General features: G+C 69.5%; 19 protein-coding genes. 11 read left to right on the forward strand and 8 right to left on the reverse strand.

Going from position 1 to position 17,344, the window contains the following annotated elements; genetic code table 11:
- The first annotated feature begins 60 nt into the window (after window positions 1–60).
- Window positions 61–300: an RNA-binding S4 domain-containing protein gene (locus VF106_RS41310; protein WP_414639178.1), complete on the forward strand. Its 240-nt coding sequence runs from the start codon at window positions 61–63 to the stop codon at window positions 298–300.
- A gap of 556 nt (window positions 301–856) precedes the next feature.
- On the opposite strand, the gene VF106_RS41315 is transcribed toward VF106_RS41310, so the two are convergent.
- Window positions 857–1,273 (reverse strand): nuclear transport factor 2 family protein, encoded by a 417-nt coding sequence (locus VF106_RS41315; protein ID WP_330845476.1) that lies wholly within the window; start codon window positions 1,271–1,273, stop codon window positions 857–859.
- Between the two features lie 59 nt (window positions 1,274–1,332).
- Here VF106_RS41315 and VF106_RS41320 point away from each other — a divergent pair, with 59 nt between their 5' ends.
- Window positions 1,333–1,848, forward strand: coding sequence for an SbtR family transcriptional regulator (locus tag VF106_RS41320; RefSeq protein WP_330845477.1), 516 nt, complete (start codon window positions 1,333–1,335; stop codon window positions 1,846–1,848).
- Here VF106_RS41320 and VF106_RS41325 read toward each other — a convergent pair.
- Window positions 1,837–2,235 (reverse strand): pyridoxamine 5'-phosphate oxidase family protein, encoded by a 399-nt coding sequence (locus VF106_RS41325; protein WP_330845478.1) that lies wholly within the window; start codon window positions 2,233–2,235, stop codon window positions 1,837–1,839. The genes VF106_RS41320 and VF106_RS41325 overlap by 12 nt on opposite strands.
- Window positions 2,236–2,556: 321 nt before the next feature.
- Between VF106_RS41325 and VF106_RS41330 the strand changes: the two genes are divergently transcribed.
- Both VF106_RS41330 and VF106_RS41335 read left to right on the forward strand, forming a co-directional pair.
- Complete coding sequence (locus VF106_RS41330; protein ID WP_330845479.1) at window positions 2,557–4,194, forward strand: GAF domain-containing sensor histidine kinase; 1,638 nt, start codon at window positions 2,557–2,559, stop codon at window positions 4,192–4,194.
- Window positions 4,195–4,248: 54 nt separating this feature from the next.
- The gene (locus VF106_RS41335) at window positions 4,249–4,842 is read left to right on the forward strand and encodes a hypothetical protein (RefSeq protein WP_330845480.1); all 594 of its coding nucleotides are present in this window, start codon (window positions 4,249–4,251) and stop codon (window positions 4,840–4,842) included.
- Here VF106_RS41335 and VF106_RS41340 read toward each other — a convergent pair.
- Window positions 4,836–5,483 carry a response regulator gene (locus VF106_RS41340; protein WP_330845481.1) on the reverse strand — a complete coding sequence of 216 codons (648 nt, stop codon included), beginning with the start codon at window positions 5,481–5,483 and terminating at the stop codon, window positions 4,836–4,838. The two genes, VF106_RS41335 and VF106_RS41340, sit on opposite strands and share 7 nt — an antisense overlap.
- A 146-nt stretch (window positions 5,484–5,629) precedes the next feature.
- Here VF106_RS41340 and ectA point away from each other — a divergent pair, with 146 nt between their 5' ends.
- The 4 genes from ectA to VF106_RS41360 all read left to right on the forward strand — a co-directional run bounded on the left by ectA (window position 5,630) and on the right by VF106_RS41360 (window position 10,095).
- On the forward strand, window positions 5,630–6,112 hold the full coding sequence (gene ectA, locus VF106_RS41345) for a diaminobutyrate acetyltransferase (protein ID WP_330845482.1): 483 nt from the start codon (window positions 5,630–5,632) through the stop codon (window positions 6,110–6,112).
- 18 nt (window positions 6,113–6,130) lie between these two features.
- On the forward strand, window positions 6,131–7,384 hold the full coding sequence (gene ectB, locus VF106_RS41350; protein WP_330845483.1) for a diaminobutyrate--2-oxoglutarate transaminase: 1,254 nt from the start codon (window positions 6,131–6,133) through the stop codon (window positions 7,382–7,384).
- Between the two features lie 82 nt (window positions 7,385–7,466).
- Window positions 7,467–7,856 (forward strand): ectoine synthase, encoded by a 390-nt coding sequence (locus VF106_RS41355; protein WP_330845484.1) that lies wholly within the window; start codon window positions 7,467–7,469, stop codon window positions 7,854–7,856.
- Window positions 7,857–8,010: 154 nt separating this feature from the next.
- Window positions 8,011–10,095: an AfsR/SARP family transcriptional regulator gene (locus VF106_RS41360; RefSeq protein ID WP_330845485.1), complete on the forward strand. Its 2,085-nt coding sequence runs from the start codon at window positions 8,011–8,013 to the stop codon at window positions 10,093–10,095.
- A 238-nt stretch (window positions 10,096–10,333) separates the two neighbouring features.
- On the opposite strand, the gene VF106_RS41365 is transcribed toward VF106_RS41360, so the two are convergent.
- Window positions 10,334–11,131, reverse strand: a complete 798-nt coding sequence (locus tag VF106_RS41365; protein ID WP_330845486.1) for an SGNH/GDSL hydrolase family protein — start codon at window positions 11,129–11,131, stop codon at window positions 10,334–10,336.
- Between the two features lie 191 nt (window positions 11,132–11,322).
- Between VF106_RS41365 and VF106_RS41370 the strand changes: the two genes are divergently transcribed.
- Window positions 11,323–11,964: a DUF3159 domain-containing protein gene (locus VF106_RS41370; RefSeq protein WP_330845487.1), complete on the forward strand. Its 642-nt coding sequence runs from the start codon at window positions 11,323–11,325 to the stop codon at window positions 11,962–11,964.
- On the opposite strand, the gene VF106_RS41375 is transcribed toward VF106_RS41370, so the two are convergent.
- The 3 genes from VF106_RS41375 to VF106_RS41385 form a co-directional block, all read right to left on the reverse strand.
- Complete coding sequence (locus tag VF106_RS41375) at window positions 11,941–12,897, reverse strand: N-acetylglucosamine kinase (RefSeq protein ID WP_330845488.1); 957 nt, start codon at window positions 12,895–12,897, stop codon at window positions 11,941–11,943. The genes VF106_RS41370 and VF106_RS41375 overlap by 24 nt on opposite strands.
- On the reverse strand, window positions 12,894–13,349 hold the full coding sequence (locus tag VF106_RS41380; protein ID WP_330845489.1) for a winged helix-turn-helix transcriptional regulator: 456 nt from the start codon (window positions 13,347–13,349) through the stop codon (window positions 12,894–12,896). Before VF106_RS41380 ends, VF106_RS41375 begins: the two co-directional genes overlap by 4 nt.
- A gap of 127 nt (window positions 13,350–13,476) precedes the next feature.
- The gene (locus VF106_RS41385; protein ID WP_330845490.1) at window positions 13,477–14,499 is read right to left on the reverse strand and encodes an SIS domain-containing protein; all 1,023 of its coding nucleotides are present in this window, start codon (window positions 14,497–14,499) and stop codon (window positions 13,477–13,479) included.
- Between the two features lie 160 nt (window positions 14,500–14,659).
- On the opposite strand from VF106_RS41385, the gene VF106_RS41390 reads away from it, so the two are divergent.
- Together VF106_RS41390 and VF106_RS41395 are read left to right on the forward strand one after the other, a co-directional pair.
- Complete coding sequence (locus VF106_RS41390) at window positions 14,660–15,415, forward strand: GntR family transcriptional regulator (RefSeq protein WP_330845491.1); 756 nt, start codon at window positions 14,660–14,662, stop codon at window positions 15,413–15,415.
- Between the two features lie 115 nt (window positions 15,416–15,530).
- Window positions 15,531–17,033 (forward strand): MFS transporter, encoded by a 1,503-nt coding sequence (locus tag VF106_RS41395; protein ID WP_330845492.1) that lies wholly within the window; start codon window positions 15,531–15,533, stop codon window positions 17,031–17,033.
- A 20-nt stretch (window positions 17,034–17,053) separates the two neighbouring features.
- Here the strand turns inward: VF106_RS41395 and VF106_RS41400 are convergent, their stop codons facing one another.
- A complete protein-coding gene (locus VF106_RS41400) occupies window positions 17,054–17,251 on the reverse strand; it encodes a hypothetical protein (RefSeq protein ID WP_330845493.1) in 198 nt (65 codons plus the stop codon).
- Between the last annotated feature and the right edge of the window lie 93 nt (window positions 17,252–17,344).

Consider the following 17,344-nt stretch of genomic DNA (forward strand, 5'->3'; position numbering starts at 1 on the left):
TCGCGTATTTCGAGAGGTGCCGTTACCTGGCGACGCGTTCAGATCGGGCAGGATGGGCTCGTGTCACGATCACCGATCCAGGACGTTCCCGTTGCCGAGTTGCCGATTCGGCTGGGTCAGTTCCTCAAGCTGGCCGGCGTCGCCGAGCATGGGGCGCACGCGCGCGAGCTCGTCGAGATCGAGCAGGTGCAGGTGAACGGCCAGATCGAGGCGCGAAGGGGAGCGCAGCTCCATCCCGGGGACGTGGTTACGGTCGCGGGTCAGCGGGTCCGCGCGGTGGAGTCGACACCTGGACCGTGATGTCGTCGGGGTCGCCGCCTGCTTCCCAGTGTCCGGCTTGCTGGATCCTTCGGTCGACCTCCATTCATCGGCTTCGACGTCCCGTCGCCGCGCCCCTGGGCGGTACGTGACTGGCTGCTCACTGTCGAGCAGGCGCGTTCGACGGCGACCGTCGATCAGCTGGCCAGTGCCCGCCGGGTCGTCGACCGCGCGGAACGCTGCGATGCTCGCCCGCCGGGAACCGACGACCTGCCGGTTGGTCGGTCCGCTCCCTGGCAGGCGGCAGCGGGCGCAGATCAGGGCAACGGTGCCGGCCAGCTCGTCGACCGCCAGCGGTTCCCGGATGTCCTGAACGGCACCCTCGGGACGGTCAACGTCCTCAAGACACCGGCCACCGCCGGGCGGCGCAACCAAGATCACTCGCCGGAGAAACAAGACTTTGGCGAAGCCCTGCACCACGGGCAGCCCGATCTGGTTCCCGACACGACCGCCGCCGCCATGGAGGCCCGGCGGGCAGCTGTCGTGGCGGCCGTCCAACGGCTCTTCCGCGAGCAGGTCACCGAACTGAAGCGTGCGTTCATGACGTCGGCGATGTGTCCAGGGTTGGGAGTTGGCCGAGTTCCTGCGCGATGGCAAGGGTGTTCTGGTACTCCCGCCACAGCGAGATCAAACCGTCGCGGATTTCCATTACCGCGATGAACAGGGCGCTTGCCTGGCGGCCCGTGGTCAGCACGGTGCCGACCAGCTCGTACTCGACGATGATCTTGTTGGGGTCGGTCGTGGCGTGGATGACCACGTTGCGCAGGTCCTCGACGCGTACCGGAAGCGACTCGCGGCTCGTCTTCGTCAGGGCAAGGAAGTTGTCGCGGCCCTCGATGCGGGACGGGCCGCCGGCGGCGAACGGTTGCTCGATCACCACGTCCGGGGCCCACGGCGGCTCGGCGCGCTTGCCGAGGAGGTGGTCGCGGAAGTGGTCGAACACGGCGTGGGTCATGAACACGTCTCCTAAGATGAGTGCGTACTCCGGTTCACTATCATGAGTGAGGACTCATCTTGTCAAGTAAGCCGTTGCGGGCCGACGCGCGCCGCAACCGGGCGCGGATTCTCGCCGCCGCCGAAGAGGTGTTCGCCGCGCGTGGTGCTGGGGCCGCCACCGAGGAGGTCGCCGCCGCGGCTGGGGTCGCCATCGGAACCGTGTTCCGTCACTTTCCGACCAAACAGGACCTGGTCGGCGCGATCCTCAAGGACCTGCTCGCCGCGCTCGGGGAGGCGGCCAAAGAGGACGACCTGTTCACGTTCTTCACCAGGGTGGTCACCGCCGCCGCTGAGAAGAAGTTCGTCGTCGAGCTGCTCGACGTCGAGGTCGCCGGGCCGATCGCGTCGTTGTCCGGTGCGGTCGGCGAGTTGCTGGACCGGGCGAAGCTGGCTGGTGCCGTGCGGGCGGAGATCGAGCTCGACGAGGTGCTCGCCCTGCTCACCGCCGCCGGTCAGGGCGCGTTGCGTGGCGGGTGGTCGGCGGATCTGCGTGCCCGCACGCTCGCGGTGATCTTCGCCGGCCTACGACCCTGAGACCAGCTCGTAGCCGGCGATGATCTCCGGGTAGATGCGGAGGACCTCGACGTTCGGCATGTCGACGAACGGCGTCAGCGCCTTCTCGTAGTGCGCTACCTCGTCGGGGTCGACCACCCGCCGCGCCACGCCGGTGACCGTGATCGACCAGCCGCTCTCCGCCACGGGGTCGATGCTGTCGGCCTGGAACGCGACCACGGCGCCGGCGCAGTCCCCGCCGACGTGCGTGCGGACGATCACCATGTCGTCGTCGACCAGGTGGCGGACCGGCACGATCGCCGGCAGCGCGCGGACCGTGTACACGATGCGGCCGAAGGGAGCGGCACCGAGCAGCCGCAGCGACTCCGGGCGCGCCAGCTCGGCCAGTCGCCGCGTCACGCTACCCACTCCGGCACACCTCCCTACGGGCCAGACGCGTGAGCATCCGGCAGGTCGCCCGCCGGCGCAAGGGCACAAGAACCCGATGTTGGCAGGGACTTTCGACCCTGTCAGCGTGCACCCGTTTGCGAGCACGGTGTCCACCCCCACCGTGTCCCGCCGCGCGATACTGACCACGTTGAGTGTTCACAATGGACTCTCTACATCGGCGCTGGCATGATCGCGCAGGTGGACTCCCCCGCAAGGAGGATATTGGAAATACACTGAGTAACACACGGTCGACACCGACCGATAGCCCGTTTGCCGATCCGACGGACTGCCGGGGTTGCCATGCCACCAGAGCAGGCGCGCTCATCCGCCCGCACGAGTTCTTCCGGCATGCCCGGCGCGGGGTTCCACCCCCGCCTCGCTGACCTCGCGAAATCACGCGACCGCCTCCAGGGCCTGCTCGACGCGGTGGTGGCCGTCGGCGCCGGACTGGAGCTCGAGGGCACGCTGAACCGGATCGTGCGTATCGCGGTCGAGCTGGTCGACGCCAGGTACGGCGCCCTCGGCGTGGTCGGCCCGGACGACCAGGAACTGCTGACCGAGTTCGTGTACGTCGGCGTCGACGACCGGCGGCTCGGTGTCCTCATCGAGAACCCGCACCCCATGCGTGACGCGCAGGAGGTGGCGCCCACCAGCGTGCTCGGCGCGCCCATCCAGGTGCGTGGCGAGCTGTTCGGCAACCTGTACCTGACCGAGAAGCGTGGCGGCGGCACCTTCACCGAGGACGACGACATCGTCCTCAAGGGCCTCGCGGCCGCCGCCGGCGTCGCCGTGGAGAACGCGCGGCTGTTCGAGGAGTCGCGGCTGCGTGAGCGGTTCATGGAGGCGTCGAGCGAGGTCAACACGCACCTGCTCGGCGGCGGCTCCAGTCAGGACGCGTTGAACCTGATCGCGCGGCGGGCCCACGAACTGTCCAAAGCTGACTGCACGGTGATCCTGCTGTCCGACGGGGTGCCGCCCGAGCAGGTGGTGATCCGCACAGCGGCCGGTGACTACTCCGCCGCCGTGGTCGGCGTCAGCATGCCGGCGGACGAACCGCCGGTGAACAGCATGTTCGACATGCGGGGCGCCGAGCTGATCCCGGACCTGTCCGCGTTGCTGCCGGCGGCGTGGCGCCGGGGCCTGGGGGTCGAGTACGGCCCGGCTGTCGCGGTGCCGTTGCGCGCGGGCAACGTGGTCAGCGGCATGTTGGTCGCGATGCGCGTCAAGGGCGGCGCGCGGTTCGTGCGGGAGCACGTGCCACTGCTCGCGTCCTTCGCCGACCAGGCCGCGTTCGCGCTGGAGCTGGCGGAGAAGCACCGGCAGCAGCGGGAGCTGGCCGTGCTGGCCGACCGCGACCGGATCGCCGGTGACCTGCACGATCACGTCATCCAGCGGCTCTTCGCGACCGGCATGAGCCTGCAGGGCACCGTCCGGCGGATCACCGACCCTGGCGTGCGGCGACGGGTGGGCCGCGCGGTCGAGCAGCTGGACGAGACGGTCCGCGAGATCCGCACCTCGATCTTCGACCTGCACACCACGGGCACCGACGGTGCCAGGAGCCTGCGGCGGCGGATGCTCGACATCGTGGAGGAGCTGTCGGCGGACTCGGACGTCTCGCCGTCGGTCCGCATCTCCGGCGCGGTGGACACGCTGGTCCCGGACGACCTCGCGACACACGCGACGGCGGTGCTGCGTGAGGCCGTGAGCAACGCCATCCGCCACTCGCACGCCGGCGAGATCGTGGTGACGGTGGAGGCGGCGGCGGACCTGATCATCGACGTCGTCGATGACGGCGTCGGCATGCCGTCGGGGGTCGCCCGCAGCGGCCTGCTCGGTGTGGAGCGCCGTGCGGCCAGGTGCGGCGGGATGGCCGTGGTGGTGCCCGGCCCCGAGGGCGGCACGCGCCTGACGTGGCGTGCCCCACTGCCGAAGCCATAACGCCACCACCATGATCGACGATCACCTCATCGAGATCGTCGATGGGGGAGCGTCATGACTCAGACCCTGGAACCCGTTCCCCCGACCGTGGCCCGCCGCGGCGCGCGGCTCTTGTTCTGGTTTGTCCTGCTGGTCGTCGCCGCGATGACCACGACTGCGGGCGTGCTGGGGGCCTCGTCAGGACTCGCGATAACTCTGATCATCTTCGGCTGGGTGATCGCGCAGTTCGTCCCGTTCCTGCCGTGGGCGTTCCGGCCCGTACTCACCGGCACCGACCTCACCGCCTGGACCGTCAGCGGGCGGCGCACCGTTGACCTTCGCCGTCTGGCGAAGGTCGGTCGGATGTGGTTTCCGGGCAACCCGCAAAGCGTGGACACACTGGTGCTGCTCGACACGAACGGGGTGCGGCTGATCGTCGACGATGCCGAGGTGGACGACGCGGTCTTCGAGTCGATCACGGATCCGGAGTGCGCGGAACCACGCGTGGCGGCCGGTGCGGGACACCGGTTGGGCCTGATCAAGCTACCGATCGACGACCGGGTCATACGGGGCTTCGGCGCCGTGCTGCTGGCGGTGCTGTACTTCGGGCTGACGCTCGTCGCGATCATCTCGGCGGCGACGGTGATCGAGATGATCGCGGGTCAGTGATCCGGTTTGCGTGACTTCAGCTCCGCCGCCAGGACGGCCGCCTGAGTGCGGCGCTGCATGCCCAGCTTCGCGAGAAGGTGGGACACGTAGTTCTTCACCGTCTTCTCCGCGAGGAACAGCCGCGCCGCGATCTGGCGGTTCGTCAGGCCCTCGCCGACCAGTTCGAACACGGCACGTTCCTGGTCGGTGAGTCCGGCGAGCGGGCCGTCGTCGTCCTTGCCCTGGCGGATGCGCTTCATCAGCGCCTCTGTGGTCTTCGCGTCCAGCAGGGACTCACCGGCGCCCACTCTGCGTACCGCGGTGATCAGGTCGTTGCCGAGCACCTGCTTCAGCACGAAGCCTGAGGCGCCCGCCATGATCGCGTTGAGCAGGGCCTCGTCGTCGGAGTACGAGGTGAGGATCAGGCAGCGCAGCTCGGGCAGCTGCGACCGGAGGTCCCGGCACAGCTCGACACCGTTGCCGTCGGGCATCCGCACGTCGAGCACCGCGACGTCGACCGCCAGTGACGGGATGCGGGCGAGGGCCTCGGACACCGTGGCGGCCTCACCGACGATCTCCAGATCTGGCTCGTCCTCGAAGAGGTCGGCCACGCCGCGGCGGACGATCTCGTGATCGTCGACCAGGAAGATCCGGGTACTCACTCGCCGCTATATATCAGATTTATCACCTTGATCGCAACATTTCAGTGGATCTCGTCACACGCTGTTTTCTGATTTCGCTGGTGACACACAATGCGGCCGACTGTCCGAAATGAACTCGTGAAAATACTCTGTTACGTTCCAGTGGCATGTCGGAACGAGTGATCGATCGTCCGTCTACACAGGATGGTGCGGCCATATGGCGAATCGCACGTGATTCCGGAAAGCTCGACCTGAACTCATCCTATGCGTATCTGTTGTGGTGTCACGATTTCGCGGACACCTCAGCGGTGGCGCGGGTTGGCGATGACGTGGTGGGCTTCGTCATCGGCTACCGCAGACCCACCGCGCCGGACACCGTCGTGGTATGGCAGATCGCCGTCGCGGCCGGTCAGCGCGGCAGAGGAACCGCCGCCGCGCTGCTGGACGCCCTGGTGTGCAGACCCGGTGTCCGGCACGTCGAGACCACCATCACACCAGACAACGACGCCTCGAACGCCCTGTTCCGATCACTCGCCGGCCGGTGGGACGCGCAGATGAGCGTGGCCGGCGAGTTCGCCGCCGAACACTTCCCGGATGACCACGAAACCGAGGTGCTTTACCGGATCGGGCCCTTCCGGCGGGCGGCATAAACCTAAATAAGGAGCGCAGTGAACGTATTCGAAACCGTCGAATCCGAGGTGCGCAGCTACAGTCGTGGGTGGCCGGTCGTGTTCGACCGGGGCATCGGCGCGTGGCTGTACGACGAGGACGGCAACGCATACCTGGATTTCTTCGCCGGCGCGGGGGCGCTCAACTACGGGCACAACAACCCGGTCCTCAAGCAGGCGGTGCTCGACTACCTCCAGCGTGACGGGGTGACGCACGCGCTGGACATGCAGACGGTGGCCAAGCGGGAGTTCCTCGAGGCCTTCACCGAGATCGTCATGAAGCCGAGGGAGCTCGGCTACAAGGTCATGTTCCCCGGCCCTGCCGGCGCGAACGCGGTCGAGGCCGCGCTCAAGCTCGCACGCAAGGTCACCGGCCGCGAGTCGGTCGTCAACTTCACCAACGCCTTCCACGGCATGACGCTCGGTGCGCTGTCGGTCACCGGCAACTCGATGAAGCGTGGCGGCGCCGGCATCCCGCTGGTGCACGCGACCCCGATGCCGTTCGACAACTACCTCGACGGCCAGGTGCCGGACTTCCTGTGGTTCGAGCGGCTGCTGGGCGACTCCGGCTCCGGGCTCAACGAGCCGGCCGCCGTGATCGTCGAGACCGTGCAGGGCGAGGGTGGCATCAACGTGGCCCGCGACGAGTGGCTGCGTGGCCTGGCCGACCTCTGCAAACGCCACGACATGCTGCTCATCGTCGACGACGTGCAGATGGGCTGCGGGCGCACCGGGCCGTTCTTCAGCTTCGAGTCCGCGGGCATCGAGCCGGACATCGTGTGTCTGTCCAAGTCGATCGGCGCGTTCGGACTGCCGCTCGCGCTGACGCTCCTCAAGCCGGAGCTCGACGTGTGGGAGCCGGGTGAGCACAACGGCACGTTCCGTGGCATCAACCCCGCCTTCATCGCGGCCACCGAGGCGATACGGACGTACTGGCAGGACGACAAGCTGGAGAAGAGCACCCTCGCGAAGGGTGAGCAGGTCGGCCGGACCATGACCGCGCTGGCCGAGGAGCACCCCGGCACGCCGATGCGGGTCAAGGGCCGAGGGCTTGCCCGTGGGCTCGCGCTCGACTCCGGTGACGTGGCCGGCAAGATCTGCCGGGCCGCGTTCGAGCGGGGCCTCCTGATGGAGACGTCCGGCCCGGACGGCGAGGTCGTCAAGGTCATGCCGCCGCTCACGGTCACCGACGAGGAGCTGGCGAAGGGACTGGAGATCCTGAGCGACTCGGTGCGGGCGGTGTGTGCCGCGTGAGCGGAGCTTGCGAAGCGAACCGTGGGCGCCACGACCGTCACCCGGCCGCTCGGAGCCTGCGAGGAGAGGGCGAGGTGCGGTCGTGATCGTCAGAAACGTCCACGAACTCGACGACACCGAACGCGACATCAAGACCCCGAACTGGCGGAGCAAACGGATCGTGCTCGCGAAGGAGGGCGTCGGGTTCTCGGTGCACGAGACCACGCTCTACGCGGGCACGGTCAACGACTTCTGGTACGCAAACCACATCGAGGCCGTCTTCGTGGTGGAGGGCGAGGGTGAGCTGGTCGACAAAGGCACGGGTGAGACGCACCTGCTGCGGCCGGGCAGCCTGTACCTGCTGAACGAGCACGACCACCACCAGCTGCGCCCGAAGACCGATATGCGAACCGTCTGCGTGTTCAACCCGCCCGTGACGGGCCGGGAGGTGCACGACGAGAACGGGGTCTACCCGCTGCTGAGAGAGGCATAAACACCCCACTACGCCATCCGGGCGACCCACTACCGGGTGACATCGCGTAACGTGTGCTCACCCTTTACCTTGTGCAGGTGCGCTGACCTGGCGGGGTTGACTGGGGGGTGGTCGGCCGATGGGAGCGGAGCAACCAGCCGCGGCGCGTTTCTGCTTGCTCGGACCAGTTCAGATGGTCGTCGGCGACCGGACCGTGCCGCTCGGCGGCACCGGCGTCCGCAGTGTGCTCGCGATGCTGCTGCTGGAGCCGAACCAGGTCGTGCCGCTCGACCGGATCGTCGACGTCCTCTGGGCGCACGAGCCGCCGGCCAGTGCTCGGACGATGATCCAGGGCTACGTGTCACGGCTGCGGCAGCGCCTCGCGGAGGCCGGCGCCGGCGCGTTCATCGCCACCACGCCACCGGGTTACCGGCTGGTGGTCGACGAGGCGCTGATCGACGTCACGGTCGCCCGGTCGCTGCTCGCCCAGGCCCGTGGCGCGCCTGCGGCCCGCCGCGCGGAGCTGCTCGACGGGGCGCACGGGCTGTGGCGGGGTCCCGCGCTCGCCGACCTCGGTGGACGGGTTTCGGCACCCGAGCTGACCGAGCTCCGGCTCGCGATCCTCGAGGCCCGGTTCGACGCGCAGCTGGAGCTGGGTCGCCACCAGGAGATCATCGGCGAGCTGACCCAGCTGATCGACGCGCAGCCGTTCCGGGAGCGGCTCGTCGCGCAGCTGATGCTCGCGCTGTACCGGGCGAACCGGCGGGCGACCGCGCTCGAGGCGTACCAGCGGTTCGCCCACCGGGCGGCCGAGGAGCTCGGCATGGACCCCGGCCCACAGCTGCGCGAGCTGCACGCCAGGGTCTTGCGGGACGACACGGCGCTGCTCGAACCGACCCCGGATCCGGTCGTCACGCCCAGGGTCGGCGTGCTCGTGCCGGCTCAGCTGCCGAGGGCGCCGTCCGGGTTCGCCGGCCGCGAGGACGAGCTGGCCTGGCTGACGAAGCTGTTGCCGCCCAGCGAGACCGCGGCGATCGGGGTGCTGGCCGGGCCCGCCGGGGTTGGCAAGACAGCGCTTGCCGTGCTGTGGGCGCACCGGGCGGCCGCCGCGTTCCCGGACGGTCAGCTGTTCGCCAGCATGCGTGGCTTCGACCCACAGCACGCCCCGGTCAGCGCGGCCGACGTGCTCACCCAGTTCCTGCTCGCGCTCGGCGTCGCGCTCGAGGACGTGCCCATCGAGCTGGACGACAGGGCCGCGCTGTTCCGGTCGATCCTCGCCGACCGGCGCGTGCTGGTGGTGCTCGACGACACGCGGGACACCGAGCAGGTCCAGCCGCTGCTGCCGGCGGGCTCGTCGTCGTTCGTGCTGGTGACCTCCAGGGTCCGGCTGGACGGGCTCGTCGCGCGGACCGGTGCACGGATGCTGTCGCTCGGCACCCTCGCGGCCGACGCGGCCGAACGGCTGATCGAGCACATGGCCGGCTCGCCGGAACACCCGACCGACCGGGAGCAGCGCCGCAAGCTCGCCCGGCTGTGCGGTCACCTGCCGCTCGCGTTGCGGATCGCCGCAGCCCGACTCGCCAGCAATCCACAGTGGACGGTCGCGGACCTGGTGACGGAGCTGACCGACGAGCGGTCCCGTCTCGGCGCGCTCGATCTCGCCGACGCCGACACGAGCGTGCGGGCCGCCCTCGACGTCACCTACCGCAGCCTGCGGCCCGAGCTCGCCGAGGCCGTGCGCTACCTCGGGCTCTTCCCCGGTCCGCGGATCACCCCGCATCCGGTCGCCGCGCTGTGCGGCAACCTCGCCGGCGACCCCGTCGAGACCGCGCGGCGGCGACTGCGTGCGCTCGCCAACTCGTTCGTGGTGACCGAGACAAGCCGGGACGTCTTCGTGATGCACGATCTCGTCCGGTTGCACGCGCTGGCACTCGCCGAGGTCGAATTGTCCGAAGTGGACAGAGCGGCGGCCGCGCGGCGGATGCTGCGGTACTACCTCGCCGGCGCCCAGATCGCCTGGGACGTCCTGCGGTACGGCAAGGCGTCGCAGGCCGACGGGTTCGCCGGGCCGGCGATGGACTCGGCGGAGGGCGCCGCCGAGTGGATCGAGCAGGAGTGGGTGAACCTGCTCGCGGTCGTCGAGTCCGGCGGCGACGACGAGGAGATCGTGCTCCTGGCACGGCTCGCGGCCGAGTTCTCCGAGGGAACACGTGCGTTGGGTCCAGCGGCACTGAGCCGCCTGGTCCGTCTGGTGGTCTAGACACAGCCGCTCGCCGGAGGCGAGAGGCGGCCCTGCCCGAGTTGGAGAACACAGCGTTTAGCGAACAGTTAGCCAATTCGGGTGATCAAGTGGCAGGCTGCGCCCGGGTGCTCGACGTCCCGGAGCCTGATACCGAGCACTCACCACGGGCGGCACTACCAACGTGGGGGTGTGCTGCCCAAGCGAACCGGCCGGCACGGATGGGGGATCCGCGCCGGCCGGTGTTCGTTGTGCGGGCTCAGACGTGCGCCGCGCGGCCGTTTCCGTTGGGAGAACCCGGCATCGGGCTCAGTTCCGGGCGCTTCGGAAGTACACCGTCCCCCATGGACTCACCGCGTAGTTGCCTGCGTACCCACGGCAACAGGTGAGTTCTCGTCCACGCCAGGTCGGCCTGACGCGAGCGCAGCCACGGCATCTCCGCGGCGGGTGGGAACGGCTCGCGCCAGTCCTCGGCGTCCGGCACGCCGAGCACCTCCGCGGTGCGCAACGCGATCCGGCGGTGTCCTTCCGCCGAGAAGTGCAGCCGGTCGTCGCTCCACGCGCGCCCGTCCACGAGTGGCTTCATGGCCCACAGGTCCACCATCAGCGCGCCGTGCCGGTCGGCGATCGCGCGGAGATGTCCGTTGTAGATGGCGACCTTGCCGCGCACACGCCGCACCACGGGCTGGTTGCGCGGGTCCGGCCCGGTGAACATGACGACCTCGCAGCCGGTCGACCGCAGCTCGAGTACGGCCTGTTCGTACACCTCGGCCAGGGTGTCGACGTCGCTGCCCGGGACGATCAGGTCGTTTCCGCCTGCGCAGATCGTCACCAGGTCGGGCTTCGCCTGCACGGCGACGGGCACCTGCTCTTCGATGATTTCGCGAAGGAGTTTGCCGCGAACGGCCAGATTCGCGTATCGGAAATCAGGATCTCGGGTGGCGAGGAGGCCGGCCAGCCGGTCCGCCCAACCGACGTATGTGCCATCCGGAGCCTCGTCGCTCAAACCTTCGGTAAAGCTGTCCCCAACGGCAACCCAACTGGTCAACCTCCGCACGGCGACCACCCCTCCCTAGTGCGCGCGCCCTCCAGTTGTACCTCCTGACTCCTCAGAATGCCGCTTAATTCCCGACTTACGCCACCGTTGGTTTGCGGCGTCGTTAGGTTGCTGCGGAGCGTGATGTGCCGCGCGCTGACTGTCTCATGAGGACGTAATCGGGTTAGGGCTGCCTAAGCTAGGCTGGGACCGTGACGACGGAGGCGCGTGACCTGCCGCTCGGGGAGTTGCTGGGTGGCCGGCGCGGTGCGCTGGACGCGAGTGTCCCGCCCGCGGTGTTCGTCGTCGCGTGGCTCGTCACCGGTCGTTCGATCGGGTGGGCCGCCGCGGCGGCTATCACCGCTGGTGTCGGCGTCGGCGTGTGGCGTCTCGCGCGCGGTCGCCGGGTCACCGCGTCGGTGGCGAGTGTCGCGGCGGTGTCGCTGGCGGCGTTCGTCGCGATCCGCACCGGCCGCGCCGAGGACTTCTTCCTGATACAGCTCCTGTCGAACGTGGCGAGCGCGCTCGCCTGGGCGCTGAGCATTCTCATCCGGTGGCCGCTGCTCGGCGTGGTGGCCGGCGTCGTGCTGGGACAGAAGACGAAATGGCGCCGCGACCCGGATCTGGTACGTGCGTATGGCAACGCCAGCTGGGTGTGGGTGCTGGGCCAGTACACCGTGCGGGTGGTGGTGTTCGGGCTGCTGTGGTGGTCCGGTTGGGTGGTCGCACTCGGTGTGGCACGCGTGGCGTTGAGCTGGCCGCTGGTGGCGGCCACGCTGGCGGCGAGCGCGGTGGTGCTGCGCGAGTCCCTGCCGGAGGGCCACCCGGGTCTACGGCACCCGCGCGTCGACTGAGGGCCGGGGCGCGTTCGGCCCCCACACGGTCAGTGCCGCGAGCCAGGCCGCGCCCAGCGCGCCGTCTGGGGCGAACAGGACCTCCGTCTCGTGCGACAGCTCTTTTCGCAACGCCAGGCCCACCGGGCTGTCCGGCCCGATGACGCTCCCGGCCAGCACGATCGGCGTGGTCTCACCGGGTACGCGGGCCGTCTGGGCGTGCGTGGCCAGCATGGCCGCCGCGTCGTGCACGATCGCATCCGCCATGGGATCACCGACGTGCGTGCTCACCAGCGACGCGTAGCGGGCAAGGCGGACCGGCGGCTCCGCGTTCGCCGCCGTGATGAGCTGGCTGAAGGCTCGCTTGCGCCACCCCGTGTCGGTCGGCTCGGCGGACCCCAGCACCTCCGTCAGCACGGCCACCGCCAGCGGCCCGGCCTCGTCGGTGCCTTCCAGGAGCCGCAGCGTGGACCGCACCGCCTGCCGGCCGATCCAGTACGCCGACCCCTCGTCGCCCAGGAGCCAGCCCCACCCGCCGTGCTGTGACGCCATCCGGTGGTCGAGGATCCGCACGGCCACCGACCCTGTGCCGCCGATGATCACCGTGCCGTCCGGCGCCGCCGTGGCCGACGCGAACGCCACCTCGGCGTCCGACACCACGTCCATCTGGCACGTGACGCCCACGCCGCGTAGCGCGGCGTGGAACACCTCGACGACCGCGGGATCCGTCAGCTTGCTCGCGCCCGCCATGCCCAGCAGGCACGCCACGACCGTGGTGCCGTCCGGCACGGCGTCCGCGATGGCCGCGGCCACTCGTGCCGCCGCCACCTCGGTCGGGTGCGAGTTCGGGTTGCCGCCCCCTGCCGCGCCGCGTCCCACCACGGTTCCGTTCGGCGACACCGCCATCGCCCGGCAGGACGTGCCACCGATGTCAACCCCGACCGCGACGTTCACGGCACCGTCCCCGGCCCGGGTTCCATGACGACATGGTCGGCGGTCATGGGCCCGCCGCAGTGCACGCAGCTCACCGCCGCGGTCGTCGTCTTGCCGCAGTCGAGGTGCCGCAGCAGTCGCGGCGGGCCGGTCTCGTCAGCCAGCCACTCGTCACCCCACCGAATGATGGCCGCCATCACGGGGAAGAAGTCCCGTCCCATCTCGGTCAGCGGGTACTCGTACCGGGCGGGTCGGTCCTGGTAGCGGACGCGGTCGAGCAGGCCGGCACCGGTCAACCGGTCCAGCCTCTCGGTGAGCGTGTTCCGCGCGATGCCCAGCTCGGCCTGTAACTGGTCGAACCGGCGCACCCCGTTGAACGCCTCACGCAGCACCAGCAGCGTCCACTGATCCCCCAGCAGGTCCATTGTTCTTGCGATGGAACACGGCCAGCGGGCGAACGATGTCCTTCGCACACCGAAAGTCTAGGCCACGCCCCGTCACCGAGCCTGTAGCCTGCGTAGTCTTCTGGGTTGGGTAGTTCGGGGTGATACAGATGCACTGTTGCCCGAAGTCCGCCTTCCTGCTACAGGGTTGTGGAAGTCAGAGGGTGCGGGTGACCTTGTTCAGCCCGCGTGGGTTGTCCGGGTCGCCGCCGCGCGCGAGGGACAGTGCCAACGCAAGTCGTTGCAGCGGCAGGATCTCCAGGATCGGGGCGACCTCCTCCTGCGTCTCCGGTAGGTCGATCCGCAGGTCCGCGGGGATCTCGCTCGCCGAGGAACCCACCGCCAGCACGGTCGCGCCGCGCTCGTGGACCGTGCTCACCACGTCCCGCATGGCCGCGCCGCCGTGGCCCTTGCTCGTCACCGCCACCACGCCGGTGCTCTCGTCGATCGCGGCGACCGGGCCGTGCAGCAGGTCCGCGCCGCTGTACGCGCGGGCCGACAGGTAGCTCGTCTCGGCGAGCTTCAGCGCCGCTTCGGCCGCGGTGGCCGACGAGTAGCCGCGGCCCGTGGTCACGACCCGCTCGATGCCGCGGAACCGTTCGATCGCCTCGTCGATGGGGGCGGCCAGCGCGGCGGAGGCCAGCTCGCCGATGCCAGCCACCGCCGCGCCCTCGCCGCCGCGGATCGCGTCGACCAGCAGGTACAGCGACAGCAGCGTCGCCGAGTAGGTCTTCGTGGCTGCCACCGCCAGTTCGGTGCCCGCTCCGATGTCGACCGACAGCTCCGCGGCGTCGGACAGCGGGGAGGTCGGCGTGTTGGTCACCGCCACGGTCAGTGCGCCCTGGGCGCGTGCCGCCTCGGTCGCCGCGACCAGGTCCGGGGAACCGCCGCTCTGGCTGACCGACAGGTACAGCACGTCCGTGAAGTCCGGGCGGGCGCCGTACAGCGTCGTGGTGGACGGCGACACCAGGCCGGCAGGTAGTTGGAGAAAAACCTCGATCAGGTACTTGGCGTACAGCGCGGCGTGGTCGCTGGAACCTCGTGCCGCCAACAGGGCGAAACGGGGTTTGCGAGCGGCGATCAGTGAGGCGACCTCCGCGAAGTCGCCTGCCCTCGCCACCAGCGAGTCGAACACCGCCGGCTGCTCGGCGACCTCCGAGGCCATCCGTTCTCCGGCCATACCACGCCTCCTGCTGCCTTGATTCCACATTAGGTCTAGACCAATGATGGTATCGCTGTATCGTGTGGTCTCGCCACGGGTTCCCAAAACGCCAGGGGGTGATCGCGCTGGCGGCCACGGGAAGGCATGCTGTACCAGGGAAGTCGTTGGAGGAGGAGTCATGCTCGATACGTCGGCCGCACAGGAGCCCGACGCCGGCAGTCGCGCCATGCGCGAACCCAAGTACTGGGGCCTCAAACGGCACCTGTTGGATCTGCTCGCCGCCCTGCCGCCGGGCTCGCCGATCCCTACTGAACGTTCACTGGCGGCCGAGTTCGACGTCTCACGGACGACCGTGCGGCAGGCTCTTGCTGACCTCACAGTAGAAGGCCGGCTACTCCGCGTACAGGGCAAGGGCACGTTCGCCGCGGAACCCAAGGTGGCGCAGCGGTTGCAGCTGTCTTCGTACACAGAGGACATGCGGGCGCAGGGTCGTGAGCCGTCCTCCAAGCTCATCGACATCGTCGAGATCCCGGCGGAAGGCGAGCTGACCACTTTGCTCGGCATCCGAGCCGGCGCGAAAGTGCTCCGGATGCAACGGTTGCGCCTGGCCGATGGTGAGCCGATGGCCATCGAGACCACGAACCTGCCGCTCGGCCGGTTCCGCGGGTTGCGCAAGTACCTGTCGCCGACCGGCTCGCTGTACCAGGTGCTGCGGGACCGGTTCGACATCGAGATGGGGCACGCGGAGGAGACGATAGAGACAGCGCTCGCCGGCCCGCACGAGGCCGAGCTGCTCGGCGCGGACGTCGGCATGCCGATGCTGTTGCTGTCCCGGCACTCGTTCGACACCAGCGACCGCCCGGTGGAGTGGGTCCGCTCGGTCTACCGCGGTGACCGGTACAAGTTCGTCGCCGAGCTGAATCGACCGTCGTGAGCGGAGCTTGCGGAGCGAACCATCGACAATCACGGCACCGCCGAGCCGGCGCAGGGCGCCGGAGGAGCGGAGCCTGCGGAGCGTTCCGGGGCCACGGAGCAGGCGAGGTGGTGGCGTGACGAATGTCAGGTGGGGGACGGCCACCGCTCGCGGTGTGCTGGCCGCCACCATCCTCGGCTCGGGCATGGTGTTCCTCGACGGCACCGTGGTCAACATCGCGCTGCCGAGGATCGGCGAGGAGTTCGACGCGTCGGTCTCCGGACTGCAGTGGATTCTCGACAGCTACCTGCTGACGCTGGCCGCGCTGGTCATGGTCGCCGGATCGCTCGGTGACCGCTACGGCCGGAGGAAGCTCTTCCAGATCGGCGTCGTGTGGTTCGGCGTCTCGTCCGTGTTGTGCGGGGTGGCGCCGAACACGGAGATGCTGGTCGCCGCCCGCGCGCTGCAGGGCATCGGCGGCGCGCTGCTCACGCCCGGCTCGCTCGCGATCATCCAGTCGGCGTTCGTCCGTGAGGACCGGGCACGCGCGATCGGCGCGTGGTCGGGTCTGTCCGGCCTCGCGGGCGCCATCGGGCCGCTGCTCGGCGGGCTGTTGGTGCAGGCCTGGTCGTGGCGGCTCGCGTTCCTGATCAACGTGCCGGTCGGGCTGGCCGTGCTCTGGCTCACCCGCAAGTACGTGCCGGAGTCGTGCGACAACACCATGGACGGGCACCTGGACGTCTGGGGGTCCGTCCTGGGCGCGCTCGGGCTCGCCGGTCTCACCGCCGCGCTCGTGGAGGCGCCCGGCCGCGGTGTTGGTGACCCGCTCGTGGTCAGCGTCGTGGTGCTCGGCGTGGTGGCGATGACGGCGTTCGTGGTGTCGCAGCGACGGCAGCGGAACCCGCTGGTGCCGCCGGACATCTTCGCGAACCGAACCTTCATGATCGCGAACCTGCTGACGTTCGTGGTCTACGCAGCCCTCAGCGGCTTGATGATGTTGTTCGTCATGCAGCTGCAGGTCTCGCTCAACTACACGCCGACGCTTGCCGGGCTGGCGAGCCTGCCGATCCCGGTGCTCATGCTGGTGCTGTCCGCGCGGTCCGGGAAGTTGGCACAGCGGTTCGGGCCGCGTCCGCTGCTGGTGGCGGGACCGATCCTGATCGCGGTCGGCATGGTGATGCTCACGAGGGTGACACCAGGCGCGTCGTACCTGCTCACGGTGCTGCCGGCGGTTGTCGTGTTCGGGTTCGGGCTCACGGCGGTGGTCGCGCCGGTGACCGCCACCGTGCTCGCGTCGGCCGAGGACCGGCACGCCGGTGTCGCGTCCGGGGTGAACAACGCGATCGCCCGGACGGGCAGCCTGCTCGCGGTGGCGGTACTGCCGGCGGCGGCGGGGCTCTCCGGCGAGTCCTACACCGACCCGGTCGCGTTGACGGCCGGGTGGCAGGCGGCGATGTGGATATGTGCTGGGCTGTGCGTGATGGGCGGGCTGTTGGCGCTGGGGATCCGCAACGACGTGCTGGCCCCCGTGCCGGAGCCGGTCAGCGAGGCACCGGCAGCGGGGGACTGCCTGCACTGCGGGTTCACCGCCCCGCCAACGCACCTGAGTGGGCGCGCGGTCAGCTCTGTAGGCCGCTGAGGACTGCGAGCAGCGCCTGGTCATGCCACGGGCGATGTCCTGAACGACGCGTTCATGTCGTTGAACCCAGATCCGCCGATGGTCTTGGTGGCTCGGGGTGTGGTCCGGTGGACTCGCCTGACGTCACCGGCGGTCGCGACATCGGCCGGCAGCCGTGCGGGGAAGGCGTCCTTCACCACCGCCAGCGCGAGGAAGGCGTCCTTCACTACACCGCTCACGTCGCGCTGGCCGCGCACGAATGGGCTTGTTCACGCCGCGGCCGGTGTCCTGAAAGACGCGTTCATGTCGTTGAACGTCCCCATCGCGTCTTT

Source organism: Actinophytocola sp. (assembly GCF_036378875.1).
Classification (GTDB): domain Bacteria; phylum Actinomycetota; class Actinomycetes; order Mycobacteriales; family Pseudonocardiaceae; genus Actinophytocola.

Bases quoted from the DNA above. Each gene is read 5' to 3' on its own strand.
- VF106_RS41315 (WP_330845476.1), bottom strand. From the start codon at position 1,273: ATGACCCACGCCGTGTTCGACCACTTCCGCGACCACCTCCTCGGCAAG.
- VF106_RS41330 (WP_330845479.1), top strand. From the start codon at position 2,557: ATGCCACCAGAGCAGGCGCGCTCATCCGCCCGCACGAGTTCTTCCGGC.
- VF106_RS41335 (WP_330845480.1), top strand. From the start codon at position 4,249: ATGACTCAGACCCTGGAACCCGTTCCCCCGACCGTGGCCCGCCGCGGC.
- ectA (WP_330845482.1), top strand. From the start codon at position 5,630: ATGTCGGAACGAGTGATCGATCGTCCGTCTACACAGGATGGTGCGGCC.
- VF106_RS41385 (WP_330845490.1), bottom strand. From the start codon at position 14,499: ATGGCCGGAGAACGGATGGCCTCGGAGGTCGCCGAGCAGCCGGCGGTG.
- VF106_RS41390 (WP_330845491.1), top strand. From the start codon at position 14,660: ATGCTCGATACGTCGGCCGCACAGGAGCCCGACGCCGGCAGTCGCGCC.